The 11,850-nt window shown below is 59.8% G+C and carries 10 protein-coding genes; 7 read left to right on the forward strand and 3 right to left on the reverse strand.

The annotated features are described in order from the left end of the window. Nucleotides 1-95 precede the first annotated feature (95 nt). Nucleotides 96-890: a response regulator gene (locus IFT59_RS02110; RefSeq protein ID WP_062461304.1), complete on the forward strand. Its 795-nt coding sequence runs from the start codon at nucleotides 96-98 to the stop codon at nucleotides 888-890. A 381-nt stretch (nucleotides 891-1,271) separates the two neighbouring features. Further along, complete coding sequence (locus IFT59_RS02115) at nucleotides 1,272-2,213, forward strand: HWE histidine kinase domain-containing protein (protein ID WP_244474087.1); 942 nt, start codon at nucleotides 1,272-1,274, stop codon at nucleotides 2,211-2,213. 414 nt (nucleotides 2,214-2,627) lie between these two features. Here the strand turns inward: IFT59_RS02115 and IFT59_RS02120 are convergent, their stop codons facing one another. The 3 genes from IFT59_RS02120 to IFT59_RS02130 all read right to left on the reverse strand — a co-directional run bounded on the left by IFT59_RS02120 (nucleotide 2,628) and on the right by IFT59_RS02130 (nucleotide 6,434). Continuing rightward, nucleotides 2,628-3,554: an ABC transporter permease gene (locus IFT59_RS02120; RefSeq protein WP_192085964.1), complete on the reverse strand. Its 927-nt coding sequence runs from the start codon at nucleotides 3,552-3,554 to the stop codon at nucleotides 2,628-2,630. After that, nucleotides 3,547-4,557 (reverse strand): ABC transporter permease, encoded by a 1,011-nt coding sequence (locus IFT59_RS02125; RefSeq protein ID WP_062461290.1) that lies wholly within the window; start codon nucleotides 4,555-4,557, stop codon nucleotides 3,547-3,549. The genes IFT59_RS02120 and IFT59_RS02125 overlap by 8 nt, the downstream gene beginning before the upstream one ends. Nucleotides 4,558-4,724: 167 nt before the next feature. After that, nucleotides 4,725-6,434, reverse strand: a complete 1,710-nt coding sequence (locus IFT59_RS02130; RefSeq protein ID WP_062461938.1) for a peptide ABC transporter substrate-binding protein — start codon at nucleotides 6,432-6,434, stop codon at nucleotides 4,725-4,727. A gap of 321 nt (nucleotides 6,435-6,755) precedes the next feature. On the opposite strand from IFT59_RS02130, the gene IFT59_RS02135 reads away from it, so the two are divergent. The 5 genes from IFT59_RS02135 (at nucleotide 6,756) to IFT59_RS02155 (ending at nucleotide 11,780) form a co-directional block, all read left to right on the forward strand. Next, on the forward strand, nucleotides 6,756-7,919 hold the full coding sequence (locus IFT59_RS02135; protein ID WP_113111928.1) for a M20 aminoacylase family protein: 1,164 nt from the start codon (nucleotides 6,756-6,758) through the stop codon (nucleotides 7,917-7,919). A 76-nt stretch (nucleotides 7,920-7,995) separates the two neighbouring features. Further along, on the forward strand, nucleotides 7,996-9,843 hold the full coding sequence (locus IFT59_RS02140; RefSeq protein ID WP_192077696.1) for an ABC transporter ATP-binding protein: 1,848 nt from the start codon (nucleotides 7,996-7,998) through the stop codon (nucleotides 9,841-9,843). 99 nt (nucleotides 9,844-9,942) lie between these two features. Beyond that, a complete protein-coding gene (locus tag IFT59_RS02145) occupies nucleotides 9,943-10,161 on the forward strand; it encodes a hypothetical protein (protein WP_192085966.1) in 219 nt (72 codons plus the stop codon). A gap of 12 nt (nucleotides 10,162-10,173) precedes the next feature. Next, nucleotides 10,174-10,749: a Fic/DOC family protein gene (locus IFT59_RS02150; RefSeq protein WP_192085968.1), complete on the forward strand. Its 576-nt coding sequence runs from the start codon at nucleotides 10,174-10,176 to the stop codon at nucleotides 10,747-10,749. 77 nt (nucleotides 10,750-10,826) lie between these two features. Next, nucleotides 10,827-11,780, forward strand: coding sequence for a sugar-binding transcriptional regulator (locus IFT59_RS02155; RefSeq protein ID WP_062461275.1), 954 nt, complete (start codon nucleotides 10,827-10,829; stop codon nucleotides 11,778-11,780). Nucleotides 11,781-11,850: the final 70 nt, after the last annotated feature.

Consider the following 11,850-nt stretch of genomic DNA (forward strand, 5'->3'; position numbering starts at 1 on the left):
ATCGAAAAAAAGTTCCACCCTTGCGGAACTTTTTTTAAGTACCCACGTTATTAGTCCGTCAATTGCCCTCATTGGGTCCCGGGGAGTATTTTTTTATGTCACTGACCTCACGCGTTGCGTCTCATCTTCCATATCTGCGCCGCTATGCGCGGGCCGTTACCGGATCGCAGACATCGGGAGACGCCTATGTCGCGGCGGTCCTCGAGGCCCTGATCGCGGACGTCTCCATCTTTCCGGAGTCGTCTAAGGATCGTGTATCGCTTTACAAACTGTTTGTCGCAATTTTTGGTTCCACTTCAATCGAGATCCGGCCGATCGACTCGCCGTTTGCTTGGGAACAGCGCGCAGCGGCTAACCTTTCGAACCTTCCGTCGCAGTCCCGTCATGCCTTCCTTCTGATTTCGGTCGAAGGCTTCACGATCGAGGAAGCGGCTGAAGTTCTCGATATCAGCGTTGGTGAAGTGAACAAGCTTCTCGACGAAGCCTCGCGCGAAATCTCCCGCCAGGTCGCGACCGATATCATGATCATCGAAGACGAGCCGCTGATCGCGCTCGACATCGAGCAGATGGTACAGGACCTTGGTCACCGCGTCACGGGTATCGCCCGTACCCACAAGGAAGCGGTATCGCTGTTCCAGACATCGCAGCCGAAGATGGTTCTCGCCGATATCCAGCTGGCGGACGGAAGCTCCGGCATCGACGCGGTCAACGAGATCCTGAAGTCCTCCAATGTCCCTGTGATCTTCATCACGGCATTCCCGGAGCGTCTGCTGACCGGCGAGCGGCCTGAGCCTGCTTTCCTCGTCACCAAGCCTTTCAATCCGGATATGGTGAAGGCTCTGATCAGCCAGGCCTTGTTCTTCAATGACGCGGTTAAGGCTGCTGCCTGATCTATCTGCCATCGATCGATTTTAGGCAGGAACAAACCCCAAAGAGAGGCGTTCTGGGATATCGGAACGCCCCGCTTGCTTTCCCGTTATGATGCCGAGCGATGTCTCCCCTTGATTTAAAGCGTCCGTGGGATACTTACCGGCGGATATTGAAAAAGAGATTTGGCCTGGTTGGTACGTCTCGTTAGAGCTAAGGATTACCAAAGGGTTGGGTTGTTTCGACAAGACCGACACTTTATAAGATTTTGAACTTGAATGAGTTGCGGAAGTCTATATTCAGACTTCCGTTCGCCTGGAAGTCGCAACGGAGTTTACCAAGTGACGCATCCGCTGACATGGCAGCAAGCTGGTCAGAGTGATGACAAGTTGCGTGAGTTTTTCATGCCAGCGCTGATTGATCTCGGCGCATGCATCATTATCCAGGACACCCAGCAGAATTACCTCCTCGTTGCCAACCTGCCTCAGGTCTGGTCGCTTCAAGGCGTGGATGCGCCAAGCGATGCAAGCCTGTTCGGCGACGACGTGGCCGCGAAACTCCACACGCTGAAATCGGAAATGACCGAGCTTGGCCGCAAAGGCCATATCGAGGTCACGGCGGGTTCGGACCAGGTCTTCGAATTCCGCGTCCAGGCCGTCGGCGTCGAAGGCGGGAACCTGCATCTGGTCACCACGATCAATGACCGGTCGGAAGAGCGGCATCGTGAGCGGTTGCTCCGGGCCCTGCTGCGCGAAGTCAGTCACCGCTCCAAGAACCTGCTTGCGATCATCCAGAGCATCGCGCTGCAGACGGCGCGCTACTCGGGGTCGCTCGATCTTTTCCTGCACAAGTTCCGTGGGCGGCTCTATTCGCTGTCGCAGAGTCAGGACCTTATCACCGATTCGAGTTGGCGCGGCGCCTATCTTTTCGATCTGGTTCAGCAACAGACCGAAAAGTATCTTCCTGATAACAAGCATCTCGTCCGCATGGGCGGTGACAACGTGCTGCTGACGCCCAATGCATCGCTGCATGTGGGGCTGGCACTGCACGAGCTGGTGGTCAACGCCGTCAGTCACGGCTCCGTCATGCGCAGCCGCCTGCCGATCGAAGTGGCGGCCAACCGGGTGCACGTGGATGGGCATGACGTTCTTGAGATCGTCTGGGACGAGGCGTTGATAGAAAACGACAGCGTCGACGTCAGCGAGGATGGGATGCGATCGCATTTCGGCAGCACCGTTCTCGAACGGGTGGTACCTGCGTCCGTCAACGGCAAGGCACGATATGTGATCTCCAACGATCGCATTCAGTACCGCCTGAGCTTTCCGCTCGAAGGCGCCAGCGACTGAAGGTCGGGCCTACCAATTCCCCTCATGACGCGGAGGCCCGATGATCGAAGCATCGGGCTGTTCGCGAATGTCGAGCCACAGGGATAGCCCCATGTGGGGCTCGTTGCTCGGCGCCATGTTTTCACGTCACAAGGAAATAAGTCGTGCCGGCGATAGCGGCTGCCCAAAACGGAGCTGGCTCGGTTCCACTAGGGAGCCGAGCCAGTTCTTCTCTTCGAGGGGGATTGAAGAGTATGTCCGAAGGCTCTTTGTAGGGCGGGGGACGGGGGGTCGCCTTCAGACATCAGTAGAACGGGCGTCCGGGAATAAGGTTCCGGCAGATTTTCAAAAAATCGAAGAAAAAATGAGAGCGGACGACGCAACGGAAAACGGCGGCTTTTGCCGCCGTTCCGGGTCGTATCTGAAGCGCTGAAATCAGCGCTTCAGGGTTCTCGGATCGAGCGCATCGCGGATTGCATCGCCCATGTAGTTGACGCTCAGAACCGTTGCAGAAATCGCAAGGCCTGGCCACAGCACGCGTGATGGCGTCAGCTGCAGGAAGTTGGCGCCGTCAAACAGCAATCGTCCCCAGGTCGGGAAATCCGACGGGAAGCCGAGGCCGAGGAAGGACAGCGACGATTCCGTGATGATGGCCGAGGCAATGCCGAGCGTCGCAGACACCATGATCGAGGACAGGACGTTGGGCAGGATATGCCTCAGCACGATCCGGTATTCCCGCATGCCGCTCGATTTCGCGGCCAGGATGAATTCCTGGCTTTTGACCGCAAGCACATCGCCACGCACGATACGTGCCGTGTGCATCCAGCTCGTGACGCCGATGACGACCACGATCAGGATGAAGATGCCGGTTTCCGGTCCGAAGGCTGCGCGCAGCGTATCGCGGAACAGAAGCAGGATCACGAGCAGGAGCGGCAGAAGCGGCAGGGCCAGGAACAGGTCCGTCAACCGCATCAACGGCCCATCGAGCCTGCGGAAGTAGCCCGAGAGGACCCCCACCAGCGTGCCGAGGAAGAGCGCGAGAAGCATGGCGGTGATGCCGACCGCAAGCGAGATGCGGCCGCCGGCCAGAACCTGGGCAAGCATGTCCTTGCCGAGGTTATCGGTGCCGAACGGATGCGCCAGCGATGGCCACTGGTTCTTCTCGCGGATGTTCAGCTGGTTGGGCGCGACCCTGTGGATATAGGGACCGACATAGACGGCGAGCACGATGAAGGTGAAGACGATGAGGCCGGCGACGCCGCCCTTGTGCGCCCGGAACTGCCGCCACATGTCGGCGAACGCGGAGCGGGTCGGCGATGACGCCTTGGCGGGTGCGGGGGTTGCGATTGTCGCGTCAGTCATACCGGATCCTCGGGTCAAGAATGCCGTAGAGAACGTCGGCGATCAGGTTGAAGAGTACGATCAGCACCGCAAAAATGAAGGTCAGTGTCTGAACGAGAGGAATATCGGCGCCCTGGACGGCGACGATCAGCAATTGCCCCAGCCCGTTCACGCGAAAGATCTGTTCGGTGATGATGGCGCCGGAAAAGATGGTGGGGACGCCGAGCGCAATGACAGTCACGACCGGGATCAGGCTGTTGCGCAGCACGTGGACGAGCAGCACGACGTTTTCCTTGACGCCCTTGGCGCGGGCGGTGCGGACATAGTCCTGATGCAGGTTGTCGAGCATGGAGGCGCGCACGAAGCGGGTGATCTGGGACGCATTGTAGAGCGCCAGAACCGCGACCGGCATGGCCATCTGCTTTGCCTGCGCAACGAAGGTGGCAAAGTTCGTGACCTGCAGATTGGTGTCGTAGACCGACGGGAACCACTGGAGGTAGGACGAGAAGATGACGATCAGAAGCACGCCGGTGAAGAAGGTCGGCACCGAATAGCCGACCATCGAGACGAAGGTGCCGACCTGGTCGAAGATCGAATACTGCTTGTAGGCGGAGATGACGCCGATCGGAACGGCGATCAGAATGCCGAACAGATAGGCGAGGCCAACGACCCAGAGCGTCTGCGGCAGGCGCTGGACGATGAGATCAACGACAGGGCTGCGCGTTGCCCAGGAGAGGACACGCATGCGCTGCCCATCGCCGAACTGCCAGCCTGTGAGGCGTTCGAGAATATTCAGCGGCTCGTTGATGAAGAACTGTTGCAGCCAGTAGAGATAGCGCATGAAAAACGGCTGATCCATGCCGAGCGAGGCGCGGATCTGTTCGCGGACTTCCGGCGGGATCGTCAGAGGCAGGTCGCCGGTCGGATCGTTTGGTGCCAGATCGAGCAACGCGAAAATGACGAAGCTGATGACCAGCAGGGTCGGTATTGCGAAGAACAATCGTCGCAACGTGTATGTGAACATGTACGAATTACTCCAGACGACGCCGGATCATGCCGCATAGTGCGGTGATAGGGCGCGAAGTCCTGATGTGCCGCATCGGATCTTCCCGAGCCCGAAGTTCGGAAAGATCATGCCAGTCTCAAGCGGGAAGGACGCCGGCAGCTTTGTGTGCTGCCGGCTGCTTTGCTTTACTTCTTGCGCGACCAGTCAGCGATGTTCCACACCTGGCTGTCCCACGAGTTCATCTTGATGCCTTCGAGGGTGGCTGCGAAGGACGACTGGTCACCGCGGTGGACGAGCGTGATATGCGCGCCTTCCTCGGTCAGCATGTCGTTGAGCTGCTTGGCGAGCGCTGCGCGCTTGTCGAGATCGGCGGTTCTGGAGAGTTCGCCGACCAGCTTGTCGTAGTCAGGGTTGCAGTAGCGCGGGATGTTCTGTCCCTGCCAGCCGTTTGCCGGGCCGGGGATTTTGTCGCACAGCCATTCCGCCAGATACTTTTCAGGATCCGTGCCATCGAAGTTGTTGGTGTACATTTCGACGTCGGCATAGAACTTCTGGAACGTGTCCGGGCTTGCCGGGTCGCCACCGAAGAAGACGGAGGCAGACGCGTTGCGGAGTTCCGCATCAACGCCGATTTCCGCCCACATCGCCTTGACCAGTTCCTGGGTCGCCTGGCGAACCGAGTTGGTCGAGGTGGAGTAGAGGTAGGAAAGGCGTACGCCATCCTTGGCGCGAATGCCGTCGGAACCCTTCTTCCAGCCGGCATCTTCGAGCAGCTTGTTGGCGCCTTCGATATCCTGCTTCAGGCACCAGCTGTCGTTCTTGGTGGAGGCGACGACTTCCGGTGCGGGCACGATGTTGCAGGTTGCCCTGCCGGACTGGCCGTAGCCGGCCTCGACGATGATGTCGCGGTCGATGGCAAGCGACAGTGCACGGCGCACGGCCGGATCGCTCAGGGACGGATGCGGGCCTGCTTCCTTGGTGGAGCGCTTGGCGCCCAGCGACGGATCGGCGTTGAAGTGGTTGAGGTTGATACGCTCGACCTGGGTGCCGAACGAGATTTCAAGACGGCCCTTGCCGGCAGCGAGCATGGTCTGCAGCACTTCCGGCTCGACCTGGGCGTTCCAGGCGTAATCGTATTCGCCGGTTTCAAGCACGGCGCGGGCAGCAGAGGCAGCGTCGCCACCGCCCTTCAGGGTGATCGACGCGAAGGCGGGCTTTGCCGGATCGCGGTAGTTCGGGTTGGCCTTGAAGGTGATGACGTCGTTCGGCTTGAAATCGGCGACCATGAAGGCGCCGGTGCCGATCGGACCGAAGTTGGCGGCCGTGCAGCCGGGAGCCTTGGCGCCGACGCAATCCTTGAACTGCTTGGCCTGGATGACCGGCGACTGGGCGCCGACAAAGGCCGAGTAGGGGTATGGCTTGGGTTCGGTGAAGGTGATCTTGACGGTGTTCGGGTCGATCGCCTCGACATTCTTGACACCTTCGTACTGGGCCGCCTGGGCGCAGCCGCCATCCGGCGCCGTGCAGTATTTCCAGGTGAAGATCACGTCTTCAGCCGTAAACGCCGTGCCATCAGACCATTTGACGCCCGGCTTGATCTTCCAGGTCATGCTGAGAAGGTCTTTTGCAACGCCGCCGTTTTCGACCGTCGGGATCTCGGTGACGAGCCACGGAACCAGTTCGCCCTTTTCGTCGTAGCGGGCGAGGGGCTCAATCACGATCGAGGATGCAAAGACTTCCTTCGTGCCGCCCGAAAGATACGGATTCAACGTGGAAACGGCCTGCCAGAACAGGGCCTTCAGGTCTCCGTCAGTGCCGCGCTCGGCGTGGGCTGCGGTGCCACCCAGGGCGAGCACGGCCACCGTGCCGACCAATAGGTGCTTCAACTTCTTCATGCTGCTATTCCCCTTGATGTTGATTTGTCTCGATTTTAGTGCCCGGATCGCCCGTTTGCCGGTGTCGATGCCGTCGAGCTGCATGGCGCCCTGTCTTCCCTGGCGCGTCGCAGAATAGAATTCCCGCATCCTCCTGAAAAGTAAGTCAGATATTACATTTGATACCCGCAATATGCCGAGGTGATCAAAATTTGAGCCATCTAAGCATAGGCCTATTTTGTGTTCAAGGGCGAAAATTGACGCTTGCAAATTCCGACGAAGCCGTCGCAATATCGCAGCCTTCGAGACCGGAAATACTAATAAATCTAGAGGATTGCCCAAATGCCTGTCATCAATCGCGTCGCCGAAATGCAGGATCAGGTTGCAGAATGGAGACGCCATCTGCACGAGAATCCGGAGCTTCTCTACGACGTTCACTACACATCCGCCTTCGTTGCCGAGAAGCTGAAAGCCTTTGGTTGCGACGTGGTTGAGAGCGGCATCGGCAAGACGGGCGTCGTCGGCATCATCAAGGGCAGCCAGGGCGATGGCCCGGTTATCGGCTTCCGCGCCGACATGGATGCGCTGCCGATTCTTGAGACATCGGGCGTGCCGTGGGCTTCGAAGACTCCAGGCAAGGCGCATTCCTGCGGCCATGACGGACATACCGCAATGCTTCTAGGTGCTGCGCAGTATCTTTCCGAGACCCGCAATTTCAAAGGGTCAGTGGCTGTGATCTTCCAGCCGGCCGAAGAAGGCGGTGCGGGCGCACTTGCGATGATCGAGGACGGCATGATGGACAAGTTTTCCATCAAGGAAGTCTATGGCATGCACAACGCGCCGGCGCTCCCGGTCGGCAGTTTCTCGATCCGCAAGGGCGGCATCATGGCGGCGGCCGATACGTTCGAGATCACCATTTCCGGCCGTGGCAGCCATGCCGCCCAGCCGCATCTTTCGATCGACCCGGTGCTGACCGCATCGCATGTGGTGATCGCGCTGCAATCGGTCGTGTCGCGCGAGACGGATCCTCTCAAATCGCTGGTGGTCACGGTCGCATCGATCCATGGCGGCCAGGCAAGCAACGTCATTCCGGCCTTCGTGACGCTGGCCGGCACCGTGCGCACGCTGCTGCCGGAAACGCGCGACTTTGCCGAAAAGCGCCTCAAGGAAGTGGCCGAAGCGACGGCGATCGCGCATGGTGCGACGGCCAAGGTCGTCTACAATCGCGGCTATCCGGTCACCTTCAACCATGACAACGAGACCGATTTTGCCGTCGGGATCGCCTCGAAAGTGGCAGGTCAGGGCAAGGTCGACGCCAATGCGGCACCGCATATGGGCGCTGAAGACTTCTCCTACATGCTGGAGCAGCGGCCGGGTGCCTTCATCTTCCTCGGCAATGGCGATACCGCCAATCTTCACAATGCGGCCTACGACTTCAACGACGAGGCCATTCCCTACGGCGTGAGCTACTGGGTTTCGCTTGCCGAAACGGCGCTCGCCGCCTGATCGTATCCTCTTCCGACCGGCCCCTCGCGATGCCGCCACCAGTCGCGACGGGGCCGCCCAAATCAAGGAAACATGCATGCTGCTTTCCGGACCTGCGATGGAACAGTCTGGCGGATCGGTCACTCCGGTCCTGTCTGTGAAGAACCTGACGACGTCGTTCAAGGTGAACGACGAATGGAAGACGGTTGTGCGCAACATCTCGTTTGATGTGGCACCGCGCGAGACGGTTGCGATCGTGGGCGAAAGCGGCTCCGGCAAATCGGTGACGTCGCTGTCGATCATGCGGCTGTTGCAGAAGAATTCGAGCCGGATCGAGGGGCAGGTCTTTCTTCAGGGCAAGGAGCTTCTGGCCCTGCCGGAGGAGGAGATGCGGCGGGTGCGCGGCAACGACATCTCGATGATCTTCCAGGAGCCGATGACCTCGCTCAATCCGATCTTCCCGATTGGAAAGCAGATCGCAGAGGCGCTGACGGTTCACACCAACATCTCCAAGGCCGAGGCAAAGGCGGAGGTGATACGGCTTCTCGAGAAGGTTCGCATCCCCAACGCCAAGAGCCGTTTCGACGAATACCCGCACCAGTTTTCCGGCGGCATGCGCCAGCGCGTGATGATCGCCATGGCGCTTGCGGCCAAGCCGAAGCTTCTGATTGCCGACGAGCCGACGACGGCGCTGGACGTGACGATCCAGGGGCAGATCCTCGACCTCATCAAGATGCTGCAGGAAGAAGAGGGCATGTCTGTCCTGTTCATCACCCATGACATGGGCGTTGTGGCGGAAGTGGCTGACCGGACGATCGTGATGTTCCGTGGCGATGCGGTGGAAACCGGCCAGACCGGCGATATTTTCCACCGCGGCCAGCATGCCTACACGCGAGCGCTTCTTTCGGCCGTGCCGCGGCTGGGCTCGATGGGGCAGAGCAAGCTGCCGATGCGGTTTCCGCTGATCGATGTCAACACAGGCGAACAGCAGGTTCTGGGCGAAGTGTTCGACACGGTTGCCAAGGGCAAGACGCCGATCCTCGACGTGAAGGACCTGACGACGCGGTTCGACATCCATTCCGGCCTTCTCGGACGCAAGTCCGGGGCAGTGCATGCGGTGGAAAAGGTCTCGTTCGATCTCTATGCCGGCGAAACGCTTGCGCTGGTGGGTGAATCCGGTTGCGGCAAGTCGACCACCGGACGATCCGTGACGCGGCTGATCACGCCGACCAGCGGTACCGTTCAGGTGGACGGCTACGACGTGATGAGCCTCGACCAGCATGCGCTTCGAACCATGCGCCGGTCGATCCAGATGGTGTTCCAGGATCCGTTCGCCTCGCTCAACCCGCGCATGAGCGTGGGGTCGGCTGTCGCCGAACCGTTTATCGAGCACAAGCTCGGCACCAAGGCGCAGGCGCGTGAAAAGGCGGCGAACCTTCTCGAAAAGGTCGGACTTTCGGCCGACATGATGCGGCGCTTCCCGCACGAGTTTTCCGGCGGCCAGCGGCAGCGCATCGCGATCGCCAGGGCTTTGATGCTCGATCCGAAGGTGATCGTTGCCGACGAAGCGGTGTCGGCGCTGGACGTGTCGATCAAGGCGCAGGTCTGCAACCTGCTGCTCGACCTGCAGCAGTCTCTGAACCTCGCCTTCCTGTTCATCTCCCACGACATGGCCGTGGTGGAGCGCGTCAGCCACCGGGTGGCGGTGATGTATCTGGGCGAAATCGTCGAAATCGGTCCGCGGGCGGCCGTGTTTGAAAATCCGCAGCATCCCTATACGAAGAAGTTGATGTCGGCGGTGCCGGTGCCGGATCCCTCGCGACGCCGGATCAAGCGCAACCTTTCCACCGAAGAGATCAAGAGCCCGATCCGGTCGGTCGATTTCGTGCCGCCGGTGCGGGAATATCGCGAAGTCGGCGCAGGCCACGTCGTGCAGGTGGCCTGACGTCGGACGGCCCGGAACGAACGCGAAGGCGGCGCCAACTGGGGCGCCGCCTCGCATCTATCATTTGTCGGATTTCGCGATCTGCAGTATGATGGCTGCATGAGCGACAGGGATGATATCCGCCAGCGGACACTGGAAGCAGCGCATTTGCAGACGATCGAGGGCAACCCGCTCGACGCTGACGATTTAGCCATGTTCGAAATGTTCGATCGAGAGGGGTTTTCGGTCGAGCAGCAGCTCGATTACGTGCGTCGAGACTTGAGGCGGCGAGCAGGTCTGGACGGCAAGGAGCAGGCTTCGGCGGCGTCCAGCCGATGATCCGAACACCCGATGAGTGACGATCCTTACGTCTATCCGGGGACCAGACTGTTACGAAACAAGTTCGATATTCGCGATGCAGCCGTGCTGGACCTTGCGGAACGTCGATATTCCACCATCCGCAGCATCCAGAAAATCCCCACGGGTGATTTCGACCTGAAGCATCTGCGGGCCATCCACCGTCATCTCTTCCAGGACGTCTACGACTGGGCGGGCGAGATCCGGACGGTGGAGATTTCCAAAGGGTCGAGCCAGTTCCAGTTCCGGCAGTATATCGAGACCGGCATGGCCGATGTGCATCGACGCATCACGGCGGGCAATTATCTGCGTGGTCTCCAGAGATCGGAATTTGCCGCAAAAGTCGCGCCGATCATTGGTGATGTGAACTATGTCCATCCGTTCCGCGAGGGCAATGGCCGCACGCAGGCACATTATCTGAAACAGCTTTGCGGACAGGCCGGACATTGGCTCGATCTGACGAAAATCGATCCCGCAGGTTGGATCGAGGCTTCGAAACAGGCGCAAATTAGCAATTATCAAATGATGGAGACCGTCCTCTCCGAGGCGCTGAGCAAAAGCTCTCTTTGAGGGCGTCGTTGCACCATCGCCATTTGACAGCCCCTCAAAAAACATGTCAGCAAATCGAACAGAGGAGATTTACTGCCATGGCTAAGCGGAGTGACACCCAAGGCCGGCTCGACGATGCTGCGCGCGCGGGCTGGCTCTATTACGTCGCGGGGAGGACCCAGGACGAGATCGCCAATGCCATGGGCATTTCCCGCCAGTCGGCCCAGCGGCTCGTGTCGCTTGCGGTTGCCGAGCGGTTGATCAAGGTCCGGCTCGACCATCCGATCTCCGCCTGTCTCGAACTCGCTGAAGGGCTGCGCAAGAAATACGATCTCAAGCATGCGGAAATCGTGCCAAGCGATCCGGGCGGCAGCTCGTCCACCGTCGGCATTGCCGAAGCCGGGGCGGGCGAGATCGAGCGCTGGCTGAAACGGCCGGATCCGATCATCATCGCCGTCGGGACAGGTCGGACGCTGAAAGCCGCTGTCGATCAGCTGCCGCCGATGGAATGCCCGCAGCACCGTATCGTGTCGCTGACCGGCAATATCGGGCCGGACGGGTCGGCCGCCTATTACAACGTCATCTTCTCGATGGCCGATGCCATCAAGGCGCGGCATTTTCCCATGCCGCTGCCGGTCCTTTGTGCCTCCATCGAGGAGCGCGACACGCTGCATGACCAGGCGCTCGTGCGCTCGACACTTGCGCTCGGGGCACAAGCCGACGTCACCTTTGTCGGGATCGGCGAACTCGGCGTCGATGCGCCGCTTTGCGTCGACGGATTTCTGGATCGCGACGAAATGGTGTCGCTGGTGGATCGCGGTGCCGCGGGTGAAATTTGCGGCTGGATTTACGATCAGCAGGGTGAGTTGCTCGACAGTGCCGTCAACGGCCGGGTGGCCTCCGTGCCGATCCCGTCGCGCGAGACCTGCTGTGTCATTGGCATTGCCCAAGGCAAGAAGAAGTGGGTCGCCATGCGCGCAGCCCTGAAAGGCGGACTGCTCAACGGCATCATCACCGACGAGGCCGCAGCGCGGTATCTGCTTACTGCTTAAGCGCGGCAGATAGAATTCTGCCTGAAATTTCAGTGAATTGTCGCTTTCGGTTGCATCGCAGCGATGAATT

It is taken from the genome of Rhizobium sp. CFBP 8752, assembly GCF_014842035.1.
Lineage (GTDB): Bacteria > Pseudomonadota > Alphaproteobacteria > Rhizobiales > Rhizobiaceae > Neorhizobium > Neorhizobium soli.

Bases quoted from the DNA above. Each gene is read 5' to 3' on its own strand.
- IFT59_RS02110 (WP_062461304.1), top strand. From the start codon at position 96: ATGTCACTGACCTCACGCGTTGCGTCTCATCTTCCATATCTGCGCCGC.
- IFT59_RS02115 (WP_244474087.1), top strand. From the start codon at position 1,272: ATGCCAGCGCTGATTGATCTCGGCGCATGCATCATTATCCAGGACACC.
- IFT59_RS02120 (WP_192085964.1), bottom strand. From the start codon at position 3,554: ATGACTGACGCGACAATCGCAACCCCCGCACCCGCCAAGGCGTCATCG.
- IFT59_RS02125 (WP_062461290.1), bottom strand. From the start codon at position 4,557: ATGTTCACATACACGTTGCGACGATTGTTCTTCGCAATACCGACCCTG.
- IFT59_RS02130 (WP_062461938.1), bottom strand. From the start codon at position 6,434: ATGAAGAAGTTGAAGCACCTATTGGTCGGCACGGTGGCCGTGCTCGCC.
- IFT59_RS02135 (WP_113111928.1), top strand. From the start codon at position 6,756: ATGCCTGTCATCAATCGCGTCGCCGAAATGCAGGATCAGGTTGCAGAA.
- IFT59_RS02140 (WP_192077696.1), top strand. From the start codon at position 7,996: ATGCTGCTTTCCGGACCTGCGATGGAACAGTCTGGCGGATCGGTCACT.
- IFT59_RS02145 (WP_192085966.1), top strand. From the start codon at position 9,943: ATGAGCGACAGGGATGATATCCGCCAGCGGACACTGGAAGCAGCGCAT.
- IFT59_RS02150 (WP_192085968.1), top strand. From the start codon at position 10,174: ATGAGTGACGATCCTTACGTCTATCCGGGGACCAGACTGTTACGAAAC.
- IFT59_RS02155 (WP_062461275.1), top strand. From the start codon at position 10,827: ATGGCTAAGCGGAGTGACACCCAAGGCCGGCTCGACGATGCTGCGCGC.